Origin of the sequence: Enterococcus asini ATCC 700915, from assembly GCF_000407365.1 — a bacterium.
GTDB classification, from domain to species: Bacteria; Bacillota; Bacilli; order Lactobacillales; family Enterococcaceae; genus Enterococcus_C; species Enterococcus_C asini.
In genome coordinates this window covers 1,588,044-1,612,211 of record NZ_ASVU01000001.1, presented here as the reverse complement: position 1 = coordinate 1,612,211, position 24,168 = coordinate 1,588,044, and the positions used below count along the sequence as shown (strand labels likewise).

At 45.6% G+C, this 24,168-nt stretch carries 22 protein-coding genes, 1 tRNA gene and 1 other annotated feature; of the genes, 7 read left to right on the top strand and 16 right to left on the bottom strand.

Going from position 1 to position 24,168, the window contains the following annotated elements; genetic code table 11:
- Nucleotides 1-34 precede the first annotated feature (34 nt).
- The 7 genes from I579_RS07835 to rplU form a co-directional block, all read right to left on the bottom strand.
- On the bottom strand, nucleotides 35-2,176 hold the full coding sequence (locus tag I579_RS07835) for a DUF4129 domain-containing transglutaminase family protein (protein WP_010754150.1): 2,142 nt from the start codon (nucleotides 2,174-2,176) through the stop codon (nucleotides 35-37).
- Nucleotides 2,173-3,198, bottom strand: coding sequence for a DUF58 domain-containing protein (locus tag I579_RS07830; RefSeq protein WP_010754151.1), 1,026 nt, complete (start codon nucleotides 3,196-3,198; stop codon nucleotides 2,173-2,175). The genes I579_RS07835 and I579_RS07830 overlap by 4 nt, the downstream gene beginning before the upstream one ends.
- The gene (locus tag I579_RS07825) at nucleotides 3,195-4,127 is read right to left on the bottom strand and encodes an AAA family ATPase (RefSeq protein WP_010754152.1); all 933 of its coding nucleotides are present in this window, start codon (nucleotides 4,125-4,127) and stop codon (nucleotides 3,195-3,197) included. The genes I579_RS07830 and I579_RS07825 overlap by 4 nt, the downstream gene beginning before the upstream one ends.
- Nucleotides 4,128-4,360: 233 nt before the next feature.
- Nucleotides 4,361-4,843, bottom strand: coding sequence for an IS200/IS605 family transposase (gene tnpA / locus I579_RS07820; RefSeq protein ID WP_169337956.1), 483 nt, complete (start codon nucleotides 4,841-4,843; stop codon nucleotides 4,361-4,363).
- Nucleotides 4,844-5,034: 191 nt separating this feature from the next.
- Entirely contained in the window at nucleotides 5,035-5,328 is a 294-nt protein-coding gene (rpmA, locus tag I579_RS07815; RefSeq protein ID WP_010754154.1) for a 50S ribosomal protein L27, read from the bottom strand.
- A 24-nt stretch (nucleotides 5,329-5,352) separates the two neighbouring features.
- The gene (locus I579_RS07810) at nucleotides 5,353-5,694 is read right to left on the bottom strand and encodes a ribosomal-processing cysteine protease Prp (RefSeq protein ID WP_010754155.1); all 342 of its coding nucleotides are present in this window, start codon (nucleotides 5,692-5,694) and stop codon (nucleotides 5,353-5,355) included.
- A gap of 23 nt (nucleotides 5,695-5,717) precedes the next feature.
- Entirely contained in the window at nucleotides 5,718-6,026 is a 309-nt protein-coding gene (rplU, locus tag I579_RS07805; protein ID WP_010754156.1) for a 50S ribosomal protein L21, read from the bottom strand.
- Between the two features lie 18 nt (nucleotides 6,027-6,044).
- Nucleotides 6,045-6,128: a sequence feature (ribosomal protein L21 leader region), on the bottom strand.
- A gap of 128 nt (nucleotides 6,129-6,256) precedes the next feature.
- Between rplU and I579_RS07800 the strand changes: the two genes are divergently transcribed.
- Nucleotides 6,257-6,901 carry a uracil-DNA glycosylase gene (locus I579_RS07800; RefSeq protein WP_010754157.1) on the top strand — a complete coding sequence of 215 codons (645 nt, stop codon included), beginning with the start codon at nucleotides 6,257-6,259 and terminating at the stop codon, nucleotides 6,899-6,901.
- A 32-nt stretch (nucleotides 6,902-6,933) separates the two neighbouring features.
- Here I579_RS07800 and I579_RS07795 read toward each other — a convergent pair whose 3' ends face one another.
- Nucleotides 6,934-7,998: a glycosyltransferase family 4 protein gene (locus I579_RS07795; protein WP_010754158.1), complete on the bottom strand. Its 1,065-nt coding sequence runs from the start codon at nucleotides 7,996-7,998 to the stop codon at nucleotides 6,934-6,936.
- A gap of 160 nt (nucleotides 7,999-8,158) precedes the next feature.
- Between I579_RS07795 and I579_RS07790 the strand changes: the two genes are divergently transcribed.
- Nucleotides 8,159-8,815, top strand: a complete 657-nt coding sequence (locus tag I579_RS07790) for a DUF2238 domain-containing protein (RefSeq protein WP_010754159.1) — start codon at nucleotides 8,159-8,161, stop codon at nucleotides 8,813-8,815.
- A gap of 118 nt (nucleotides 8,816-8,933) precedes the next feature.
- A tRNA-Arg gene (locus I579_RS07785) sits at nucleotides 8,934-9,007 on the top strand.
- Nucleotides 9,008-9,055: 48 nt separating this feature from the next.
- Here I579_RS07785 and I579_RS07780 read toward each other — a convergent pair.
- The 4 genes from I579_RS07780 to I579_RS07765 form a co-directional block, all read right to left on the bottom strand.
- Nucleotides 9,056-9,583, bottom strand: coding sequence for a GNAT family N-acetyltransferase (locus I579_RS07780; RefSeq protein WP_010754160.1), 528 nt, complete (start codon nucleotides 9,581-9,583; stop codon nucleotides 9,056-9,058).
- A gap of 101 nt (nucleotides 9,584-9,684) precedes the next feature.
- Nucleotides 9,685-11,157 carry a rhamnulokinase gene (gene rhaB / locus I579_RS07775; protein ID WP_010754161.1) on the bottom strand — a complete coding sequence of 491 codons (1,473 nt, stop codon included), beginning with the start codon at nucleotides 11,155-11,157 and terminating at the stop codon, nucleotides 9,685-9,687.
- Between the two features lie 301 nt (nucleotides 11,158-11,458).
- Nucleotides 11,459-12,154 (bottom strand): O-methyltransferase, encoded by a 696-nt coding sequence (locus I579_RS07770; RefSeq protein WP_010754162.1) that lies wholly within the window; start codon nucleotides 12,152-12,154, stop codon nucleotides 11,459-11,461.
- 119 nt (nucleotides 12,155-12,273) lie between these two features.
- On the bottom strand, nucleotides 12,274-12,804 hold the full coding sequence (locus I579_RS07765; protein WP_010754163.1) for a signal peptidase I: 531 nt from the start codon (nucleotides 12,802-12,804) through the stop codon (nucleotides 12,274-12,276).
- Nucleotides 12,805-12,995: 191 nt separating this feature from the next.
- Between I579_RS07765 and I579_RS07760 the strand changes: the two genes are divergently transcribed.
- Together I579_RS07760 and proS are read left to right on the top strand one after the other, a co-directional pair.
- Nucleotides 12,996-14,831, top strand: a complete 1,836-nt coding sequence (locus I579_RS07760; protein ID WP_010754164.1) for a GHKL domain-containing protein — start codon at nucleotides 12,996-12,998, stop codon at nucleotides 14,829-14,831.
- A gap of 365 nt (nucleotides 14,832-15,196) precedes the next feature.
- Nucleotides 15,197-16,636 carry a proline--tRNA ligase gene (proS, locus tag I579_RS07755; protein ID WP_010754165.1) on the top strand — a complete coding sequence of 480 codons (1,440 nt, stop codon included), beginning with the start codon at nucleotides 15,197-15,199 and terminating at the stop codon, nucleotides 16,634-16,636.
- A 58-nt stretch (nucleotides 16,637-16,694) separates the two neighbouring features.
- Here the strand turns inward: proS and I579_RS07750 are convergent, their stop codons facing one another.
- The 3 genes from I579_RS07750 to I579_RS07740 all read right to left on the bottom strand — a co-directional run bounded on the left by I579_RS07750 (nucleotide 16,695) and on the right by I579_RS07740 (nucleotide 19,655).
- Nucleotides 16,695-17,699 (bottom strand): lipoate--protein ligase, encoded by a 1,005-nt coding sequence (locus I579_RS07750; RefSeq protein ID WP_010754166.1) that lies wholly within the window; start codon nucleotides 17,697-17,699, stop codon nucleotides 16,695-16,697.
- Nucleotides 17,700-17,728: 29 nt separating this feature from the next.
- Nucleotides 17,729-18,466, bottom strand: coding sequence for an MBL fold metallo-hydrolase (locus I579_RS07745; protein ID WP_010754167.1), 738 nt, complete (start codon nucleotides 18,464-18,466; stop codon nucleotides 17,729-17,731).
- A gap of 103 nt (nucleotides 18,467-18,569) precedes the next feature.
- A complete protein-coding gene (locus I579_RS07740) occupies nucleotides 18,570-19,655 on the bottom strand; it encodes a M42 family metallopeptidase (RefSeq protein WP_010754168.1) in 1,086 nt (361 codons plus the stop codon).
- A gap of 376 nt (nucleotides 19,656-20,031) precedes the next feature.
- Between I579_RS07740 and nrdD the strand changes: the two genes are divergently transcribed.
- Both nrdD and nrdG read left to right on the top strand, forming a co-directional pair.
- Nucleotides 20,032-22,227, top strand: coding sequence for an anaerobic ribonucleoside-triphosphate reductase (gene nrdD / locus I579_RS07735; protein WP_010754169.1), 2,196 nt, complete (start codon nucleotides 20,032-20,034; stop codon nucleotides 22,225-22,227).
- Between the two features lie 110 nt (nucleotides 22,228-22,337).
- The gene (gene nrdG, locus I579_RS07730) at nucleotides 22,338-22,940 is read left to right on the top strand and encodes an anaerobic ribonucleoside-triphosphate reductase activating protein (RefSeq protein WP_010754170.1); all 603 of its coding nucleotides are present in this window, start codon (nucleotides 22,338-22,340) and stop codon (nucleotides 22,938-22,940) included.
- A gap of 31 nt (nucleotides 22,941-22,971) precedes the next feature.
- Here nrdG and dinB read toward each other — a convergent pair whose 3' ends face one another.
- The gene (gene dinB / locus I579_RS07725) at nucleotides 22,972-24,093 is read right to left on the bottom strand and encodes a DNA polymerase IV (protein WP_010754171.1); all 1,122 of its coding nucleotides are present in this window, start codon (nucleotides 24,091-24,093) and stop codon (nucleotides 22,972-22,974) included.
- Nucleotides 24,094-24,168 lie beyond the last annotated feature (75 nt).

Below are 24,168 nucleotides of genomic sequence, written 5' to 3'. Positions count from 1 at the left end.
ATTTTTACATAGAATGCCCACCTTGTAAAGAGCACTACCGCTTTTTCGGTAATTCCTTCATTACAGTCAAGAGCAGCTCCCGACTATCAGTCGTTTCCTTTTGTCCCCCATACAGGCTGCTTTCATAGCGCCGGGTTAATTCCATCAAGTCTGCTAGTTCTGGCCATTGTGCTACGACTTTTTCACTATAAGCGAGCAATGTTTCCCCAGACTTGCGAGGGATGCGCCGCTCTAAGTGACGCAATAAATACGGGTACCCCTTTGCCAAAGGCTGAGTAGTAAAACGGCAGAGTAACCACATTCCCCAGTACACACCATAACGATACACTACTAAAGCACCGATTACTAAAAGCAGTCCTAGTACCAACCAGCTAATTTTGCGATTTGTAGTGGCTGTTGAATCCTCAGCGTCTTGTTCGTTTTGTACTTGGCTAGTTTCACTGGTACTCCCTTGACTTTCCGAACTTTGAGTCGTGGTAGTCGTCGTACTCACTTCGGTAACCTCACTGGAGGCAACGCTGGAACTTGTCACTTCTTCCTCCGGTGTCCCCGGGCGAGCCGGATTCGTAAAGGACGGTGTGGGTTCAAAAGGAATCCAGCCGTAACCGGCAAAATAGACTTCCGGCCACGAATGAGCATTGAGATTTTTGATTTCGTAGGTTTTCCGCTCCTCAAAACTCGGAATAGCCGTACCCGGGCTAAAGCCCTTAGCCCAGCGTGCGGGTATGCCTAACGTCCGTAACATTACCACCATAGCCGTGGAAAAATTATCACAATACCCTACTTTGCTTTCAAATAGAAACTGATCCACATAGTCCTGGTCTAGTAATGGCGCCACCACATCTACCTTGGAATAGCGAAACTCCGGGGAACTATTGAGGTAGCTTTCGATGGCATTCACCTTGTCATACATTGTCACGGCATCTTGCGTCAACTCTTTTGCCAGATCTGCCACCCGCTGCGGCAACGAGCCCGGTAAGCGCAAATAGTTATCAAAGTCTTCGCCTTGGGTAACCCCCACTTGTTGCAAAGCAGATACTGGAAACTCCGGTACCGCAGAAAGCATGGATAGCTGCCGTGTTTCTTCTTCGTTTACCAACAAATTGACCCGTTGGCTATTTTCAAAGTAGACAAACCCAGAAAAGCCACTATTCAAGGTAATCTGGGAATTGCCATAAGGTAGTGGCAAGTAAGTGTCCAGGCTTTCAAAGGTGAGCTCAATTTCTTGTCTGTGCAAAAAATTCTCCGTTTCACTATGGGTCACCGTAAAATTAGCACCTTCGATTACTTGGGGCTGATCCGTGGTGTGCTGCAACCAGCCTTTTCCCGTGTACTGGTCCTTACTGTCCACTCGCCAATAATGAGGCGAATCTTGAGTCGCCCGAAAGAGGACCGTGGAATCATCCACTAAGGCGCCCCCTAAAACCTCGTCGTCTTCTCCAAATCCCGTACGAGTATTGCCCCCAACACCCACTTCCGCCACAAAATTGTACAATCCGGCTTCATTTAAGCGATTGCGCAAGGTGACACTGTGACTGGCCAAGGGATCCCGTACCCAAGCATCGGGAAGATTGACCGCGGCAAAATACAATAAACCTAAAAGTCCCCCACCTAAAAGGACATACCGCAACCATGCAGTACCGCCCACAGAACGAAAATGGCGAAAGCCTGCAGCGAGCAACCCACAAAGTACAATGATTAAACTTTCCGGCAGCACCTCTAAGTGATTGAAAATCGACAAAAGTAAAAAATAGCCAAGCAAACTGAGATAACTCAAGCTGAACACTTCATATTCAATCCCTAAGACCGCAATCAAACATACCGCCAAAAATACCAAACTAAAGGCCAATAAGGAAGGTGTCCGGCCAAAGCCTTCTTCTCGAACCATGGTCAATAGTGGTCGCAACTGACGCCAAAGAGCTGCTAGCCACGCCCCCCCTAAGGACTGCCCTAAAGGAAAATAATGATACAAGGTCACAGCGTAAATGCCGATGCTGCCAATAAACCGTAAGCTCCAATGAGGTAAAACCCACAAGAATAAACACAAGAAACCCACCATTCCTAGAGCAAAGCCCTGGTCCGTAAAGTGGTAGATTCCCAAAAATTGCCGTAATGCGATTAATAAGGCCACCAACATAGTAAAGGTCAACGGTCCTTTGTCTTTGATTCGTCTCATGGCATCACCTGCTTTCCATGATGGGCCGAAGAACTAGTGCTTGGCTTGTCTTCTATCAAAGGATACAAGGTCACCCGATTTTGCTTGCGCCATTCTGTGACTTTTCCTTGCAATTGGGCATCCATCTTAGGATAAAAAACAAGTAAATCCTGATTTTTCCAAGTAGGAGTAGTCGGCACTTCAGTGAAGCCGGTAAATTCCGCAAACAAGCGCTCCGTCTCCACCAATTGCACAGTCTGCCCTAATAGATACTGAGGTGTTCCTAAAGGGAGTTCTTTTTGCATGGAGTAGTAGCGACTTAACGCCACCTCAAAATCCGGTCCCTCTTGCCCCCAAAAGAGCAAAATCGGTCGAATTTCTTGGCCTACTTCTTGTTCTCGAATCGTCAAGGAGCGCTGGCGAGCACTGATTTTCCAATCCACTTGCCGTCGACTATCGCCAAAACGATACTCCCGATACCCTTTAATTTGGGGCAAAACCTCACCGAAAAGCTGATTGGTCAACTGTTGTTGCACTTTTCGCCCGATTTTTTTCCCTTGAGAATCTTCTTTAGGTAACACGTAAAGAGTACTAGGAAGACGGCGCGTCTGCTCTTTCAAAATCATTCCAAATAAGTCTCCGCCAGATAGTACCAAGGGTGGCTTTTCAAAACGCCCTCGCTGATTTAAAACCAGCGGAAAGTGCAACTGCAGCTTTTGTCCATGGTAAAAAAAGAACTGCTGCCCTTGAGCATAATCTTCTCGAAGACTCACTTGAAAAAATGGTAACCAAAACCGGCGGGCCTTGATCTCCACCGGCAACGTAAATACCTGACCCGCCTGACCGTAATGCACACTAGCCGTCTTTAGTTGAACTCGTTTTAAAGAGGGTGCAGCACTGAGTAAGGTCACCAAAAGAAACCCGCTGTAAAAAAGAAACAGCCCCCACCCTGTGGTGTTGTTGAACACAAGGGCATTGGCCGTTAACAAAAGCCAACCGATTACTAACAAGACTAGTTTTGCAATCCGGCGTAATCTTTTCATGACTTCTTCCTCACCGGCACGGGAACCTGATCGATTAATTCTTGAAGCAAACCTTCTTTGTCCGCCCCATAATTCAACAACAAGCGATGGCCAAAAACTGGCCCCAAAACTTTTTGGAGATCCTCCGGGGTTACAAAATTTCGTCCTTGAACCAAGGCATAAGCCTGAGCTCCCCGTAAAAAAGCGATTCCCCCTCGAGGACTGATGCCCAGTAAAATTCCAGGATGCTCCCGACTGGCACGAATCAAATCCAAAGCGTAGCGACTAATCTGATCCGTGACGGTCACGGCATCTACTTGCGCTTTCAAAGCGCGCAACTCTGCCTCACTGACCACCGGCTGCACCTGAGCCAATGCCCGCTCTTGTCCTCCTAATAATAAGACCAACTCATCTTCGTAGACTGGATAGCCAATGGTCAAACGAAACAGGAAACGGTCCAACTGAGCTTCCGGTAAAGGATACGTCCCTTCATATTCCACCGGATTTTGGGTAGCCAAAACAAAGAAGTGTTCATCTAGAGTATAAGTCTGATTGTCGATGGTGACACTTCCTTCAGACATGGCCTCCAATAAGGCCGCTTGCGTTCTCGGGGGCGTCCGATTGATCTCATCTGCCAATAAAACCCGGGTAAAAATCGGCCCGGGCCGAAATTCAAAAGCCCGACTTTGTTCATTGTAAATCGAAATCCCCGTAATATCGCTAGGTTGCAAATCCGGCGTAAACTGCACCCGGGAAAACGCTCCATGAATCGCCTTGGCCAACGTCTTGACTAACACCGTCTTCCCCACTCCCGGGATATCTTCAAATAAGACATGGCCTCCTGCTAAGAGCGCGGCCACCGTCATTTCAATCACTTCTCGCTTGCCAATCACCACTTTTTCCATCTCGGCAATCAGCTTTTGAATCGATTGATGCTGTCCTTGTTCCATGGTATCAACCGCCTTTCCTTCTTTCTTCATTGTACCGAGATTTTCGGGTCGTGGCAAAGCATTGAGGTGAATCACAGGCATTTATTTAGGGAAATGAATCATTACCACCCGTCTAACGGGTGGTTTGCTCTGCGGGTGTAACCCCTCGTTGCTATGGCTACGCCTAAAGACGTTATCCTTCACTTTGTTCAGGCTCAATGCCCTTGGCACTTTCACTTACCGGTCAAACCGGTTTATTTTTTTCTGAAGCCACCATCTGAAAATGGGTCTTCATATTCTCGTACACTCAATTTATCGAGTGCGATATCGTGTGATTCCTGTTCCCGAATATACTTTGCGATTGTTTTTTCGTTTAATCCCACGGTACTAACATAATATTCTTCTGCCCAAAATTTTCGATTGCCATACTTATATTTCAAGTTGGCATGACGATCAAAAATTTGTAAGGCACTTTTGCTCTTTAAATAGCCAACAAATGAAGAGATACTAATTTTGGGTGGAATACTTACCAATATATGAACATGATCTGGCATCATATGTCCTTCGATAATTTCGACTCCTTTGTACTTGCACAAGAGTTGGAAGATCTCAATTAAATCTCGCCGTACTTGATTGTAAATTAGTTTCCGTCTATACTTTGGTGTAAATACAATATGATACTTACACATCCATTTTGTATGCGCTAAGCTGTTTGTTTTATTTGCCAAAAATCCCATTCCTTTCAATTGAGCCTGAACAACCCAATTGTACGACAGGAATGGGATTTTTGGTGGCATAGCCTCTGATTCTCTACCCGCATAGCGGGTAGTTTTTTGTTTCGGACGCTGTGCGACCTCAACAGGGCTCCACGCCCAATAACGAAAAAAGTCCGAACCCTTAAAAAGGATTCGGACTTTTGCGATTAAGCTTATGCTTCAGCAGCTACCGGATAAACGGAAACTTGCTTTTTGTCACGGCCTTTACGTTCGAAACGTACAACGCCGTCGCATTTTGCGAACAATGTGTCATCGCCACCGATACCAACGTTCACACCTGGATAAATCTTAGTGCCCCGTTGACGGTAAAGGATGGATCCACCTGTAACAGTTTGACCGTCCGCACGTTTAGCACCTAAACGTTTGGATTCTGAGTCACGGCCGTTGGAAGTAGAACCGCCCCCTTTTTTGTGGGCGAAGAATTGTAAATTCATTTTCAACAACATGGAATGCACCTCCTGTAATAAACTTTATTTCGTGATGGTTTTCAATTGCAGATATTTTCCATATTCCGCTTGAACTGCTTGCAATCCCAACAAGAGATTTTCCAGCAGTATCTGAGTGATATTAGTCTGCTCCTGGGTTGAATCTTCCGGTAGCTCAATGTAAAGATAGCCACCTTCTTCTTCATTGGCGTCAATAATTGGTTTGACACCGGCTAAAGCATCGATACCGTTCACACAACTAATGGCCAAAGCCGATACAGCTGCACAAACGAGATCCTTCCCATACTCACCAGATTGAGCGTGGCCAGTCAGTTCAAAGGAAATGATCCGACCAGAGTCATTGCGTTTGAATGTCCCGATGATCAAGATTTTCACCTGCTTTATGAAAATTATGCGTTGATAGCGTCAATGACAACTTTAGTGTAAGGTTGACGATGACCTTGTTTGCGGTGAGTGTGTTTTTTAGGTTTGTATTTGTAAGTCACGACTTTCTTTTGCTTGCCGTGTTTTTCAACCGTACCTGCAACAGTTGCGCCTGCGATTGTTGGGTTCCCAACTTTCGTAGATTCGCCACCTACCAAGATTACTTCGTCAAAAGTAACCTTTTCGCCAGCTTCAACGTCTAGTTTTTCAACGTAGATTGCTTGACCGACTTCCACTTTGACTTGTTTGCCACCAGTTTTAATGATTGCGTACATGCTTTGAAGCACCTCCTTTGTTAGACTTAGACTCGCCATCCCCAGTGATCGAATCAAAGAGAAACGATGCTTACTACTGGTTCTGTGCGGTTGTAGCTGTGGTGCCCACAATTACAACAATACTACTTTAGCAAAAAAAGACTGCCCCGTCAACAACTTGTTTTCAAGGATTTGCAAAACTTTTCAAAGTCGTACCAACGGCTTATACTAAGGAAAAAGGAGGGATGTTGATGAACTACCCCGACTGGTTAACAAAATCCGTGGCAAACCGTTCCCAGGGCTTTTTATTAGAAGGCTTTGTGCCGGGAGCAGGCCCGAAAGATGCCCGCCTGGTGATTTTAGGTGAAGCGCCAGGACGCAAAGAAATCGCAAGCTTGGTTCCTTTTTCTGGTGCAGCCGGCGTGGAATTGGATAAAAATCTGACATTAGCTGGCTTAAAACGGGAGCAAATCTATATTACCAGTGCCGTGCGCAGCCGCCCCTATCGCATCCAACAAGGAATCAACCGCAAAACCGGTGTAGCAGAAACCAAATACCCTAATCGCACGCCCACAAAAAAAGAAGTCCTCGCTCACGCTCCGATTACCGATTATGAATTACAAACAATTCAACCGGAAATCATCATCCCCTTGGGCAATATCGGCTTGCACCGATTGCTAGGTCCGAAGCACTCCATCACACAAGACCACGGACAGATCATCACGAGCCCCGTTTTGGAGCTAAACGCTGACCAAGATGGCTACCAATGGGGCAATCATGTCTACACCCTCGTGCCCATGTTTCATCCGGCAGCCATTTTTTACAATCGCAAACTTGCTCCTTTAATCGAGCAAGACTGGACTAACTTAGGCGAATTGCTCCACACAAAAAGCTGAACGCGTGAAGCGTTCAGCTTTTTAGTATGCTTTTATGGTTGGACTTCCCGGCTGTCCGGTGCTAACTCCAATTGTTTGCCTTGGGCTAAATCTGTGTAAAAACGATACCAGATTTTTGCCACATTATCTTCTGAATAATGTTCCGCAGCTTTGGCAGACAAGTCTGCATAGTGTGCCAATTGGCTAGGGTCGGCGGCTAACTCCCGCAGTTTTGCCCCCATTTCTGCGCGGTCCTCGGTGCCTAAATAATACCCAGAAATCACGGATTCGTATAATTCTAGATTTCGCACCATTACCGGTGTGTGACAACTGAAAGCTTCCAAGATACTCATAGGAAACAGTTCGTTGTAAGAAGGCAAAAGGAAAACATCCACCATATTATAGTAGTCAACCAGTTCACTGCGATCTAAAATCCCGGTGAATGTTAGGTTTGCCGGAGGATTTTCGTAGACTTCCCGGTACTCGTCATAGCCATCGGTCAATTTACCAAAGGAAAAGCCCCCTGCCCAGACAAACTGCAAATCAGGATTGTCTTTGGCGAGCTGGATAAAGTCATCCACTCCTTTGCGTTTTTGCACTTGCCCCACACCTAAGACGATAAAATCATCTTGGGAAAAACCGAGACGTTGTCGAGTCGCAACTTTTTCTGTCGGTGCTTGGGGATAAAAGTCTTCTCGGGAAACAAAATTTGGAATGTAACAAATCTTGTCTTCTGGAATCCCTGCGGCCACTAATTCCGGGATAAAACTCGGATTCACCACGACCAAAAGATCCATCCGTCGGTAAAAGGACATCACGTACCAATTAAAAACCTTTTGAAAAGGTGGAAAAAGATCGATACTCCCCTTCAGTGTTTCCGGCAAAAAGTGAACATAGCCCACCCGAACCCCACGGCTTTTTTTCGAAAAAGTCGAGAGGTAAAACTCTGGGTTAATCGTATGATAATGAGAGACATCTGCCTTTGAAGTCGTATTGATTTCAATATGAAACTCAGAGGAGAAGCGCTCCTTCAACATTTTCACTAATTCATCGTAGGCACTGCCCACGCCTTGGCCTTTCACCGTATCTGCCCGAGACAACATGGTAATTCTAATCATAGTAAATCCTTTCCCAATCCAAATTCATTTCATAGAATTTATTATAGCATAAGCCTTTCATTCTCACATCAGACCATAGACCCAGCTTTCCCTCGGGCTTTTTCTAGGGCTTAAGCCGGTGATATGATAAACTAATACTATGTGAAAGGAGTTGGGAAAAATGAATGCAACTAAAATCAAGCGCGGTTTAACCGTCTTCGGGATTCTCGTGCTATTTTTCAACATTTACGAATACATCGTGGAGCTCTCTCCCCGTTCGGAAATGCGGGTGGTAATCCTAGAGTGTCTTTTGGGGATTGGTCTGATTTTTCTTCCAGATTTAATCAAGCGGTTCTTTAAAATATTGATTCCAGAACCGATTCAGTATTTTTACTGGTTCTTTCTCTTTATTTCCGTTTTTCTAGGCACTTGCCTTCACTTGATTCGCATCATTAACGGCTGGGATAAATTGCTTCACACCATTAGCCCGATGCTACTAACCGCGATTGGCTACGGTTTAATTGCCATTTTTTTGAAAAATGCCGCTAGTAAAGACGTTTCCATTTGGCTCTTCCTGCTCTTCGGTTTCGCCTTTTCCGGAGTTTGCGGTGTCTTTTGGGAATTTTGGGAATTCATCTGCGACAGCGTAGCCAACCTAAACTTGCAACGCTACATCAGCCATGGTCAAGAACTCGTGGGTAGAGCCGCATTGATGGACACCATGGGAGATTTGTTTACCAATACCGCCGGAGCTATCATTATGGGCATCTATGCTTTTGCCAAAAGCAACCGGCGCCCGGAATACTTTGAAAGCTATCGCATTCGCAAAATCAAATAATAACGAAACACCCAAGACAAAAATCACAGTCTTGGGTGTCTTTTTTCCCTGTGTTTTCCTTAGAAAAAGGTTTGACAAGCACCTGGGCTTTTTCTATAATGAAACATGTCGAGTTTTTGTTCCAGTAGCTCAGCTGGATAGAGCATCCGCCTTCTAAGCGGACGGTCGGGGGTTCGAATCCCTCCTGGAGCGTCACAATTCATAAAAACCCTCTGGAGTCCTTTCTCCAGAGGGTTTTTGTTATTCAAAGGCTTTGGAATAATGCACCATGCCACTAACACCAGTAAGACCATCAGGTGTGATTTCTTTGATCAAAAAGGCTTCATCGGGAACGGGAAACGGCGCTTGAATTTGAAAGCGTGAAGCAGGTACATAACCAAAGCGAGGATAGTAATCCGGATGCCCTAAGATGCTGATAAAAGGATAGTCTAATTCCTTGGCTCGCTTTTCCAGTTCTTTAAGCAACTGACCGCCGACTCCTTGATTTTGGGCGGTCGGAGCCACGGCTAAAGGTACCAAGACTAAGCCAGTAAAACTCATTGTTTCATTAACAATGGCAACTTCACTTAACAGGCCATGTCCTAAAAGTTCGTCATTTTGTTCGTCTAGCGCCACAACTTCTAGTTCAGGATGGTAGCTCGGCTCCTGACGAATGTTCGTCACAATGGCGACTTCTCCTTGATAGCCGTGTTCCGACTGTTGAAAAGCTTCCCTGACTAATTGGGCCACTGCGGGATAATCGGTTGGTTGGATGCTACGAATTTTCATCTTCTTCACCTCTTTCATAGAGTAACAAGCCTTCCCCTTTTTGCAAAGCACTTTCTTCCAACTAAAAAAACTAGCGCGCAAAAAGCGCACTAGTTTTTTTCTTAAACTCTTGCCAATTGGCACTGGTTAGCCAAAAAGGTTTCGTATGCTTCCACGATTGTTTGGGCATCTGGATTGCTTGGTTCATAGGTGTGCAAATCAAAAGAAGCTCGCACCGCTTTTCGGGCAGAGGCCAAATCCCCAAAGCCGCTAGTCGCTACCATTTGCACAACTAAATTTCCGATAGCCGTCGCTTCTCCAGGACCGGCTTCTACGGTAACATTGCAAGCGTCCGCCGTTAATTGATTCAACAGGCGGTTGTTCGAACCCCCACCTACAATGTGCAATTTGTTAATCTTGCGGCCGGTGATGGCTTGCAAGTTTTTCAATTCCACCGCATAACACAAGGCCAAATTGTCATAGACACAGCGGGCAATTTCTCCTGGGGTTTCCGGTACCTTCTGGCCGGTTTCACGACAATACGCTTGAAACTCTTCAATCATATTCGCTGGATTTAAGAAGCGGTCGTCGTTTACATTGACGAATTGTTGGTATGGCGCTTCTTTGGCCGCCATATCGGCTAATTCTGCATAGGAGTATTGGTAGTCTTGCATGCGAGCGACTTCTTGAATCAACCACATGCCCATAATGTTTTTTAAGAAACGGATACTCCCGGCCACGCCCCATTCATTTGTGAAGTTGGCATCGTAGGCCACCGGGGTAGCAATCCCGTCTTTTAATTCCGCCCCCATTAGTGACCACGTCCCGGAACTAATATAAGCCCAGTCTTCTCCGGCTCCCGGAGTCCCTACCACAGCGGATGCGGTATCGTGACTGGCAATGGTAATAAAGGTCGCCTTTGGTAAATCATATTCTGGAAAACGCGCTTGTTGCAATTCGCCTAAAATACTACCCGGCTCGACTAATGGCGGGAAGAGTTCTTCCGAAACTTCCAAGGTCGCTAAAATCTCACTATCGATTTTTCGTGTGGTTAAGTTTAACAACTGCATAGTGGATGCATTGGTTTTTTCCAAGACCTGGTTGCCGGTAAAGACATAGCCTAAATAGTCCGGAATCAACAACAAGGAGCTCGCCTTCGCCAATTTTTCCTTGTCTTCAACTAATAATTGGAAGACGGTATTAAAATTCATCAGTTGAATCCCTGTGCGTTGGTACAATTCCGTCAGGGGCATTTTTTCATCGAAGTCAGCCATTGCCTCTTGGGTTCGTTTATCCCGATAAGCAATCGGTGCTTCCATCAACTCGCCAGCTTCATCTAACAAGCAATAGTCCACACCCCACGTATCGATGCCCACGTAACATTCTTCAATGCCCGCTGCTTTGACTTTTGCCAAACCTTTCAGGATTTCGGTGGTCAAATGCTGAATCTGCCAACGATCCGCGCCGGCCGTTTCGCTAAAACCATTTTTGAAGCGATGAATTTCTGTTAAACTCATCTTGCCCTCTTCATCTAGGGAAGACAACATCAGACGACCACTGGAGGCACCGATATCCACTGCAATATATTTTGTCATTTTAAATTCTCCTTCGAATTAGACAGGCGACTCGCTGAAGTGCCTGGGGATTTTTCTTAAGAATAGCGTGACAGCCCTTTCAAAACAATACTGAAATGTTACTCTTCGGGTATCAAAATTACAGAACCCTCCACCTGTCCCTAGAAAACAAAAAAAAGCCTTCCGCCCCATGGATTCCGTACTCGAAAAGAGCTGAAGAACCCACGGATGGGGGAAGACTTATTCCTAACTATTTTTGTTTTTCAGTGTTTTATTGTCCTAAAGATACAACAAAGGTGTCATTATAACGGCTAGAACCACCTTACTTTGACTGGGGTAGCTCGATTTCGTCTGCTTCTTTGGTGATCAAAATCACGCCATCTCCTAAAGGTACCAAGGTCGATGTCAGTTGCGGATGAGTCATCACCACGTCTAAAAATTCATTGAGCTTCCGGTGGATGGCCCGGTTTTTCCGCGGAATTTCTTCCAAAGGATCCAATATTGTCCCCGCTTGGAAGACATCGTCTACCATTAAGACACCCCCTTTACGCAACAAGCGCAAACACTCCGGCAAAAACTCGATGTATTTCGACTTCGCACTATCCATAAAAATAAAATCATAAGGACCACTCAAAGTTGGCAAAATCTCCGCTGCCTGGCCTTCCAAAAGAGTCACTTTGTCCGCTACACCTAAGCGTTGGAAGTTTTCTTTAGCTTCTTTGATCATCACCTCATAGCGATCGATTGTCGTTACATGGCCGTCTTCAGCCAAGTATGCCGTCATAAGACTTGCCGAAAAACCGATTGCGGTACCGATTTCCAAGACTTCTTTTGGGCGCAATTGCCCCAATAAAAACTGTAAGAAGACCACGGTTTCATGGGGAATCACTGGCACGCCGCGCTTATGGGCATCCCCTTCGAGAGCACCTAACCCGCCTGTTAAAGCCTTTTGCTTCTCCCGCATAAATTCTACCAGTTCCGGTTTCACCACTGGCCGGTGCATCATTTCATTTCGCATCGTCTTTGCTCCTTTGTATTTCAAGACTAGCCGGACTAGTCTAAAGTACCGAAAAAAACTGCCGTGAAATCACGACAGCCTCATTATACGCTATTTTTTTTATTAGGTGCAATCCTGGACTAAAATTCCTGCTCTTCCCAGCCAGTCGGCGCCTTTTTTTGCAGTCGAACCGTTCTCGTCAAAGTCCAGCCGGAATACAAGGTCAAGCCCCCGGCGATAAGCCAAAAGATCATTTGAGCATAGTGAACAAAATCAGCCGTGGCCAAAAAGCCCAAGTAAGGCAAGTGAAAAACCGGTTGACCGAGTAAATTGCGTTTGGTGACTTTGCCTTCTTCGCTTTGTGCTAGCTTGTCCCCTTTTGTATAAAAGACTTCCGCATCTGCATCTTTTGCCACCACCCGTCGCGTCATGACCTCTTCCCCTTGATCCACGTAATAGGTGATGATCTCCCCAACGTTGATCTCCTTCACCGCTTGCTGGCGCACGAAAACTAAACTGCCGTTGGGGTAGGTGCTTTGCATGGCATCGTCGCGAATAACCGCAATCGTCAGCCCAAGTAAATGAGGTAAAAGGGTGATGATGATTGCAAGGGCCATCATTACTACCAAAATTAAGGAACCTAATGCATTAATCCTCGTCAATTGCTTCATTCCCTCTCACTCCTCTCATCATTATAATATTATTAAAATCAGTTACAATCAACAGGAACTTAAGTTATTATATACAACAATAAAATAACTTTCATTCTAGATTAAAACTCAAAAACAAACTGATGAATCATGTTGACTTATCTCTTTAAAAAAAATATCCTAAAGTATAACATACGAGAGGTGATTATTTAATGTATTTAAAAAAAAACCTTAGTCATAAAAAATCAAAAGTCAACTTGCGCTGGTTATTAGTCTTTTTTATCCTCTCGGCTTTTTTGGCCATCGTTGGCTTTTTTTGCTACGCCTTTACCCATCCTTTCAATAAAACGCAAATGGCGAAAATCAAAGAAACCTGGGTTTACTCCTCCCGGGAAGATCCGGACACTACTTTTAAAAGCCAATACGTCAAGCGCATGGACAGTATCGAAGCAAACGAAACCATGATTATGTCCCGCACCATGGCTCGCAAGGTGGACAACCCCGTACTACTGGTCCAGGGAAATCATCAGTGGTTTTCCCTATGGCTAGACGATGAATTGATCTACGACTACTCCCCTCGCAATCAAGGAAAAGACAACAGTGACAATCCTGGCAAGATCACCAAAGAAATCCTCTTGCCACCGGATTATATCGGTCGCAATTTGCGCATTGAAGTCAGCACCCCTTATGAGAATTACAGTGGCTTGCCGATTCGCGTCTTTGTAGGCGAGGCTAATTCGGTAATGTCCTACGTGGTGGCCGTTACTATGCCCTTGGTGTTAATGGTGGTGCTCTCATTGGCGATTAGTATCGCACTGTTGGCCTTTATCATTCGCAAGCTGGCGCGGCAAAAAAAGTTGGACTTAGAGCTCTTACTCTTAGCCTGTTTTGGTCTTTCTTTAGCCATTGAAGCTGCCGCTGAAAACAGCATTGCCGGTTTATTTTTCAGCCCGATTGTCAATTCCCTTTTGGCAACCTTCTTTGCCATTTTGACGCCCCTTTTATTGATTTCCTATTATTGCTGCAAAATGGAACGATTCCAACACACTTACAAATTATGGGCCTTTCCTTATCTCGCCTTTAGCGGTGTCATCGTTCTTGGCGCCTTATTAACCAATGTAGACCTGCCCGTAGTGAAACCTTGGCTGGATACCTTGAATATCTTTGGGACTTTGGTCACTTCCTATGCTGCCATTCGCGAGAGCCAAAACAACAATCGCTTCTATCTGTTTTGTACCCCTTGGATTGTTTTGGTCGCCTCGGCTCACTGCTTCTTGTACATCATGAGCTCCGTGGGGACGGAATACAGCACGCTGAATATCACCGCGTTGTTCTACGCTATTATTCTTCTGGTTATCTTTTGTTATACCGTGACTGATTTCCTTCAAAAAGAAGAACAAACCAATCGCCAGATGAACTTCTTAGAAATCAAGACCTCCCTTTTGGAAGACAGTCTCGAAGAAATGCGTCAACACCTTTTAGAAGTAGAAAACATGAAGCAAGCTTTTGCCAAACAGCTGCAAATGATGCAGTTTTTAGTTGAAGATGAGAATTTAAGCGGGGTCAAAGAACACATTGAAAAATTGCAGCAAGATGCCCAATTACTAGATGGCATGTCCACGGTCACCGGGCACCCTTTGGCCAATCTGATCTTATCTCGCTATCAAAAAATTGCCCAAGAACGCAATATCACCGTGGAATTTGCCGTGGAACTGCCAAATACCTTACCCATTAGCGACAGCGACTTAACCAATTTATTCGCCCATTTACTGGAGCATGCCGTGCGGGAAGCCTATGCCATCACGGACCCTAGTCAACGAAAAATCACCTTGACCATCCGTTACCAAGAAGAACAGCTTTACATCACTTGTGAACACACGGCCAATTACCATGAAAATATCTTTGACAAAGGGATCACCGCCGAATTACCGGAACAAGAAGAGTTCGACTTACGGATTCTTGAGTCTATTTCGAAAAAGTATGCCGGTCACGTTACCAAGTACAACACTGCCAAAACCGACACCGTCCGCATTCATCTGGAAATGTAAACCATTCAAAAGTTTCCATCAGGCAACTTTTTAAGCAAGCAAGGTTGACAAATGGCAACTTTTGCTTGCTTTTTTCTTTATTTACCAGTAGCATAAAGGCAGTTGGAATAGTACTAGTAGGATATGGTTTAAGAGAGTCGCCTCTTGGCTGCAAAGGCGACACCCACTATCGACTAGGAACCTACCCAAAACCAAAGATCGCCAAAAACGATCGGTGTGGAGCCCCTTACCGCTCCCTTAAGTGGATCGATACGATCAACAAAGGTGGTACCGCGAAGTCACGCATTTCGTCCTTTTTATAGGATGAAGTGCGTTTTTTTATTTTTACGCCATTACCGCTGACAAATTATGAAGGAGGAACCAGCATGAGCAACACACAAAGCAATGATTTTACAGAATGGTACATTCAAACCATTACCAAAGCCGAATTAATGTCTTATTCTCCAGTCAGAGGGTCGATCATCTTCCGTCCTGACGGCTACGAACTATGGGAGCACATTCAAGAGCGTTTCAATCTTTACCTAAAAAGTGAAGGCATCCGCAACGCATACTTCCCAATGCTAATTCCACGGAACTTCTTCATGAAAGAAGCCGATCACATCGAAGGCTTTGCCCCTGAACTTCCTTGGGTAACAGAAGTCGGCGATGAAAAATTGGAAGAACCTTTAGCCCTTCGTCCAACCTCTGAAACGATGATTGGTTCTGCCTTTTCCGACTGGATCAATTCTTACCGGGACCTACCTTATGAAATCAATCAATGGGCCAACGTCTTCCGCTGGGAGAAAAAGACGCTACCGTTCATGCGTACTTCCGAATTTCTTTGGCAAGAAGGCCACACCGCCCACGCCGATGAAGCAGATGCGCGCCGGCGGACGTTACATGTCTTAGACGAATACGAAAAAGTAGCGGAAGAATTCCTGTCTATCCCAGTCTACAAAGGACAAAAGACTCCATCTGAACGCTTTGCCGGTGCGATGGATACTTACTCCATCGAAGCCATGATGAAAGACGGAAAAGCCGTACAAGCAGGTACTTCTCACTACATGGGAACAAAATTTGCCGAAGCCTTCGATATTACTTACTTGACCAAGGAAAATCAACACACCCACGCTTTCACCACTTCTTGGGGGATTTCCACTCGATTGTTAGGGGCTTTGATCATGACTCACGGAGACGACAAAGGCTTGGTCTTCCCACCAACCGTAGCTCCAACCCAAATCGTCTTAATGCCAGTGGGCCCATGGAAGAAAAATCCAGCCATTATGGAAAAATTAACTGGCTTGTATGAAGGGTTCAAAGCAGCCGGCTTCCGCGTTCGCTTAGACGATAGCGACAATTCCCCTGGTTACAAATTTAACGAATGGGAATTAAAAGGCGCTTGCCTACGCATCGAATGCGGCCCACGGGACTTGGAAAATGGCCACGCTATGGTGAAAGCTCGGGACTTAGACGACAAAGTTGCCGTACCTTTCGAAGAGTTGGCTGGCTACGTGAAAGAACAGTTAGACAGCATGCCAAAACGGCTTTTAGATGCTGCCCGGGCGCGCAACAAGGCCAATGAACACTTCGACATCGATACTTTGGCAGACTTAAAAGCCCATATCGAAACTTGTAAAAAAGAAAATCGCCCAACAGGATTTGTTTTAGTCGGTTGGGATGGTACTGAAGAAACCGAAGCCAAAATCAAAGAAGAAACCGGCTTTACCACACGTAATATTCCTTTTGAAGCACCTATGCAAAAAACAGTGGATATCGTTAGTGGCAAGCCAGCCAAATACACCCTATGGATTGCCCGGGCTTATTAAAGAAGGGATTCTAAGGACAAAAAAGAGGTTGAGCAAATGCTCAACCTCTTTTGTTAATTCAAATCAGCAAGTCTAAAAACTCATGGGCTTCAATGGCTCCAAAGTATTTTTTCATATCAATGGTATCCACGACTTTGGCCAAATCGTCTCTTTCATAGCGAGTCCCAATCAAAGCGTCTTCCACATCCTTGATTTCGCCTAGGCCGAAGAAATCGCCGTAAATCTTCGCATCCGTGATTTTCCCGGATTGTACTTTTAAGCGTACTTCAATAGATCCAATTGGGAAACGATGCCGGCGTTCGATATCGAAATCTGGGGACTTGCCGTAGTTCCAATCCCAGTTCCGGTAATATTCATCGGCAATCTCATTGATCTTTTGCCAGTCTGCCTCGGTCAGCTCATAAGTCTTCACTTGATCTTCAGACTCCACACCAAAGATTTTCAACAAAATCGCTTGACGGAAATCTTTCGTCGTCATATTCTGTTTGTCTTTTGGCAAGAAGGGTTTAACATTGGTCACGCGAGAACGGATGGATTTGATCCCTTTGGACTGAATCTTGTCCGGGCGCACTTTCAAAGCGTTCACCACTTCATTAATATCCGAATCAAACATAATCGTTCCGTGGGCAAACATCCGACCATTTGTCGCATACATAGCATTGCCGGAGAATTTCTGATCATTAATCACCAAATCATTGCGGCCCTTTAATTGCGCTTCTTCGACGCCTAACTCTTGCAAAGCCTTAACGATTGGCTTAGTGAGTTTTTCGAAGTCCCGGAAAGAATTGCCGTCATCTGGCATGATAAAACTAAAATTCAAATTACCGAAATCATGATAAACCGCCCCACCACCGGATAAGCGGCGCACCACGTGAATGCCTTTTTCCGTCACGTAGTCTTGGTTGATTTCTTCAATGGTATTTTGATTGCGACCGATGATAATGGAAGGCTCATTGATGTAAAAGAGCAAAATCGGCTCGTCCAAAGGCATTTCCTTCAGTAAAAATGTTTCGATAGCCAGGTTTACTCGGGGGTCCGTCAATTCATTTGGTACAAAAATCATGGAAATCGTCTCCTCTTCATTCGTCTTCGTTACATGTCAAACACTTTCCCCACCGCTGCCAACTCGACAGGTATTTCCCCTGCTGCCGCTTGGGCTTCATTTTGCAGTTGTTTTAAGTCACCAAACTGTGGCAAGTGCGTGAGGACCAAGCGTTTGGCTTGAGCATCTTTGGCGAAAGTTCCGGCTTCCAGACTCGTAAAATGAGCTTGATGGTGTTCATTGCCTTGGAAAAGATAGGTATCCGCCAAAAACAAGTCGCAATCCTTGGCAAACTCGGTAAAGCCCGCTAAATAACCGGAATCACCGGTAAAGACAAAGACCTTTCCCGTGGCTTTTTCCACAAAGCGCATGGCAAAACAAGGAACCGGATGTATCGTCTTCATAAATGTAACAGAAAAAGGACCAAATTCCAACAGTTCTGTCTCGTGGTACGCCACCCCTTTGGTGACATTCGGCAAGGTTAGCTCTTGAAAGTGAGTCTCGTCTAAAGTATGCCCGTAAATCGGCAGGATTTTCTCTGGATCTCGCTCTGGATGTAATTGCCAGTAGTACTGTAAAACACCTAAATCGGCAATGTGATCATGGTGATAGTGAGTCAGAATCACGGCATCCAAATCTAAGGGATCAAAAATTTTCTCCAGTTGCACCAAGGTGGTACTACCACAATCTAGTAATACAGAAAAGCCTCCTGATTGCAACAGATAACCCGTGGTTCCTTGGCCATCATAAGGATAAGCGCCGAGACAGCCTAGTACGGTTAGTTTCATAGGGATTCCTTCTTTCGTAGTTTCTTTCACTCTAGCATAAAAGCAGTGCCCTCACAATTTGAAGGCACTGCTTTTTCTTTTGCAATAAACGCTCAGTCGTCTTTTAATAGCTGCGTAAAGCTGCTACGGTTTCATCGTCTAAACGACGGACCACTTCCGTCACTAATTTCACCGTATTTAAGTAATCATCTTCGTGAATCACCGATGTATGCGAGTGTAAGTAGCGCACAGGCACGGTAATGGCAATCGATGGTACTCCGTTACGAGTCAAGTGCATTTGTCCCGCGTCGGTTCCACCACCGGCGATTACAGTGTATTGGAATGGAATTTCCAAGTCTTCTGCTACCTTGGTCACAAAGTTCAACAATTTCTTATGGGGCACCATGGAAGCATCAAAGATCAAGACTTGCGGTCCTTTACCTAAAACGGAATCGGCTTCTTTTTTGGTCATTCCCGGGGTATCTCCAGCGGTCCCGGTATCTAAAGCAATGGCGATATCAGGATTCACCAAGTGAGTGCTAGTACGCGCTCCTCGTAAGCCCACTTCTTCCATAACATCACTGCCGGCAAACAGACAGTTTGGATGACCTTCTTGGGCCAAGTTTTCTAAAACTCGCAAGGAAACGGCAGTCCCTACCCGATTGTCCCAGGCTTTGGCTAGTAAGAATTTGCTGTCGTTTAGACGTTTGTATTGAATATAAGGCGTGACCATATCTCCAGGACGCACACCCCAGCTTTTGGCTTCTGCTTCACTGGAAGCACCGATATCGATAAACATGTCCTTAATATCGTAAGGTTTATTCCGCGCTTCTGGGCTCAAAACATGAGGTGGCTTGCAGCCGGTAACCCCATGGATCAACTTTCCTTCTTGGGTTTTGATTTCCACTTGTTGCGCCAGCATAACTTGGCTCCACCAGCCGCCAAGGGTTTGGAATTCGATAAAACCTTTTTCGGTAATCCCCGTCACCATAAAGCCCACTTCATCCATGTGACCAGAAATAAAGATCTTTGGTCCGCCTCCGGTCCCTACGTGTTTGGCAACCACACTGCCTAAACCGTCGAAGAAGATGTCTTCTGCAAAGGGTTTGGCATAGGCTTTGAAGATTTCCCGGACCTCCTCTTCATTGCCGGGCACGCCCCGAGCACTAGTCAAGTCAATCAATAGTTGTTCCTCTTTTTTATCAAGCATTGGCTGTTTGCTCCTTTGTGTTTAGTCAAGGGTCATTATACCACTTCCCTTGACTTCTTCCACCAGTGAAGGTCGAACTTTCACCAAAAACTAGGAAAACTTTTTTCGAAAAATTCACCTCAAAAAGAAGTCGTGATTTTTCCATTTTTCCTTTGCTTTTTTTGCTGTTATTTGAGATGATAGAACTCGTGATAAAACCTGATGGCGACTGTTTGCATCAGGTTTTTTATCGTATCTAGCACACTATATATTGTGTCTTGATAGTTTAAAACTAAAAAATGACACAAGATATAGGTTGCTAGTTCTTTTGTTTTCCGCTATGATATTACATGAAGCAAGTTTTCAATTGCAACAGTATTTAAGGAGTGAATGCCCGATGATGGAGATCAAAAAAGAGGCAACAACCGCCTCAGCTTTACCGCGCCTGAGTCAAATGAAAATCATCAAACGCGACGGTCGTACGGTGGACTTTGACGATCAAAAAATTTACGACGCCCTAGTGAAAGCCAAACGGGAATCGGTCAATGACCAACCTTTGTCCCCACTGGATCATGAACGGATTTTGGATATCGTGGAACGGGTAGACGCAGAAATTGCCCAACGCTTCACGGAAAATGTCAAAATCTACGAAATCCAAAACATTGTGGAACACACGCTTTTGGAAAAGAACGAATACGAATTGGCGGAAGCGTATATCAGTTATCGGACACAGCGGGATTTTGCTCGCAGTCGGGCGACAGATATCAACTTCACCATTGGCAAACTGATCAATAAAGACCGTACCGTAGTCAATGAAAATGCCAATAAAGACAGTGATGTTTTCAATACGCAACGGGATTTAACCGCCGGAATCGTAGGTAAGTCCATCGGCTTGAAGATGTTACCTCCTCATGTGGCCAACGCTCATCAAAAAGGCGACATTCACTACCATGATTTGGACTACCATCCCTATACGCCAATGACCAACTGCTGTTTAATCGACTTTAAAGGCATGTTAAACAACGGCTTTAAAATTGGCAATGCGGAAGTGGAATCACCAAAATCAATCCAAACGGCCACAGCTCAAATCTCCCAAATCATCGCCAATGTGGCTTCTAGCCAATACGGAGGCTGTTCGGCAGACCGCACGGATGAACTTTTGGCACCATTTGCGGAATTAAACTACGAAAAACACATGAAAGACGCCGAACGCTGGATTGAATCCCCTGCGAAACGGGAAGAATACGCCAAGGAAAAGACTCGCAAAGACATTTACGATGCCATGCAAAGTTTGGAGTACGAAATCAATACTTTGTTTACTTCTAACGGTCAAACGCCTTTCACTTCCTTAGGCTTCGGTCTGGGTACTACTTGGTTTGAACGGGAAATCCAACGGGCCATTTTGCAAATCCGGATTAACGGTTTAGGTAGCGAAAAACGCACCGCAATCTTCCCTAAACTGATTTTCAGCATTAAAAAAGGCGTCAACTCCGATGCCACAGATCCAAACTACGACATCAAACAATTGGCTTTGGAATGTGCGACTAAGCGCATGTATCCGGATATCTTGAACTACGACAAAATCGTGGAATTGACCGGGAGCTTCAAAGTACCTATGGGTTGCCGCTCCTTCTTACAAGGCTGGCGAGACGAAAACGGCGAAGAAATCAACGTGGGCCGGATGAATCTTGGCGTTGTCACCTTGAACTTGCCTCGGATCGCCTTAGAAGCCGCTGGGGACAAGGACAAATTCTGGAGTTTATTGGAAGAACGCTTAGGTATCGCTAAGGACGCTTTGGTTTACCGGGTGGAACGCTGTAAAGAAGCCATCCCTGCCAATGCACCGATCCTATACATGTACGGCGCTTTTGGCAAACGTCTGAGCCGCACGGATGCGGTTAATGAACTCTTTAAAAACAAACGGGCGACGGTTTCCTTAGGCTATATCGGTCTGTACGAAGTCGCATCTGCCTTTTACGGTGGGGAATGGGAAAACAATCCCGAAGCCAAGGAATTCACTTTGGCCATCGTGAAAGAACTAAAAGCGCACACGGATCTTTGGGGCAACGAGTACGGCTATCACTTTAGCGTCTACTCCACTCCATCTGAAAGTCTGACCGATCGTTTCTGCCGTTTGGATACCGAAAAATTCGGCATCGTCAAAGACATTACCGATAAAGAATACTACACCAACAGTTTCCACTATGATGTGCGGAAAAATCCGACACCATTTGAAAAACTGGACTTTGAAAAAGACTATCCGAAATACTGTTCCGGTGGTTTTATCCACTACTGTGAGTACCCAATCTTGCAACAAAACCCGAAAGCTTTAGAAGCCGTTTGGGATTATTCCTACGATAAGATTGGCTACCTTGGAACCAATACCCCTATCGATCACTGTTACGAATGTGGCTACGAAGGCGACTTCACCCCAACCGAACGGGGCTTCGAATGCCCACAATGTGGCAATCACGATCCGAAAACTTGTGACGTGGTCAAACGAACTTGCGGCTACTTGGGCAACCCTCAAGCTCGCCCAATGGTTCATGGTCGTCACAAAGAAATCTCTAGCCGAGTAAAACACATGAAATAAAAGCTGAACCACGTTTTTGGCCAGCATTGCTAGACTAGGAGTACAAAAGCCGGGGTCTACTCCCCGGCTTTTTGTTGCTCTAGTGAATTTTCCAGAAAGAAAGTGACCCTATGCGAAATCCCCAACCTCAAGAATGGCATGCCGAAAAGTTCAGCAAGCAAAAGATTGCAGACTACAAAGCCTTTAATTTTGTCGACGGCGAGGGCGTCCGTTGTAGCCTGTACGTCTCCGGCTGCTTATTTGCTTGTGAAGGCTGCTTTAACAAAGCCGTGCAAAATTTCAACTACGGCCAAGATTTCACTCCAGAGCTGATGGAACAAATATTAGTCGACCTAGACCATGACTATGTGCAAGGGTTGACCCTTTTAGGCGGGGAACCTTTCCTGAATACCCAAGTCTGTCTGGAAGTAGTGGCTAAGGTGCGGGAGCGTTTTGGTGACAGCAAGGACATTTGGAGCTGGACGGGCTATACCTTTGAAGAACTCTTACTGGAAACTCCAGACAAGCTTGCTCTTTTGGAACAAGTAGATGTCTTGGTGGACGGCCGCTTCGAGTTAGCCAAGCGCAATTTAAACTTGCAGTTTCGCGGTAGTAGTAACCAACGAATTCTGGATGTTAAAAAATCCTTGGACCAGCAAAAAGCGGTAATTTGGGACAAATGCGTCGACGGTAAACAGACCTTTGAACAACTAGACAAACAAAAATTAATCTAAAAAAAAAAGCGGAGTAAGCGTACCGATACGCTTACTCCGTTTTTTTCTCCCAAAGGGGCAACAAGATATTTTCATAGCTGATGGGATCTAAATTGGTCACTGTAATGCCTAAGAGGCGGATGCCTTTTTCCAAGCCAAGTACGTCTTCCCAGATCAAACTAGCCTGGGAAAAAATCTGATCCTTGTCCCGAATGTATTGATTCAACGTCTGACGTTTGGTAATCGTGGTGTAGTCGGCATAGCGAACCTTTAAGACGATGGTTTGGCCGTGCTTAGCCACCCGTCGCAAACTCTTGTCCACTTCTTCAGCCAAGCGACGCAACTGAGCCAACACTTGGTTTTCCGTGGTTAAGGGATTGCCATAGGTGTGCTCTTTGCCCACGGACTTGCGATCTCGGGTCACATTCACCGGGGAATCGTGAATGCCCCGAACTTTGCGATACAAAGAATAGCCCATCTTACCAAACTGAGAAATCAACTCCATTTCCCCAAGCTGATAGAGATCCATGCCGGTAAAAATCCCCAGCTCATGCATTTTCGGCGAGGTTTTCTTCCCTACCCCATGGAATTTCTCAATTGGCAAAGCTTGCATAAACGCCAAAGCTTCATCGGGAGCTACCAGTGTCAGTCCGGCCGGTTTGTGGTAATCCGAGGCTAGCTTCGCCAAAAATTTATTGTAGCTGACCCCTGCCGAACAGGTCAGTCGAACTTCTTGCCAAATTTCCTGTTGAATCAAGCGAGCCACTTTCACCGCCGACTGGATATTTTGCTTGTTGTGGGTCACATCTAAGTAAGCCTCATCAATGGAAACCGGCTCGATGATATCTGTGTATTTTGCGAAGATTTCCCGGACTTGGTGGGAAATCTCTCGGTACTTTTCGTGATTGCCGGGCATAAAGACGGCTTTCGGGCAAAGTTCATAAGCCTTCTGAGCGCTCATGGCGGAATGAATGCCATACTGCCGGGCTTTGTAATTGGCCGTGGTCACCACGCCTCGGCCTCCTGTGTCGTGGGGATGGCGGGCAATCACCAAGGGATGCAAGGCCAACTCCGGATTGTCCCGCTCTTCCACGGAAGCAAAAAAAGCATCCATATCGATGTGAATGATCTTGCGACTGGTATCGTTTTTTAGGGGAAATTGCAATTCGCTCATAGCACCCCTCCTTTCCACCAATTATACCCAAACAAACGTTCTGAAACAAGTCAGCCGAGGGGCAACCACCTCCCC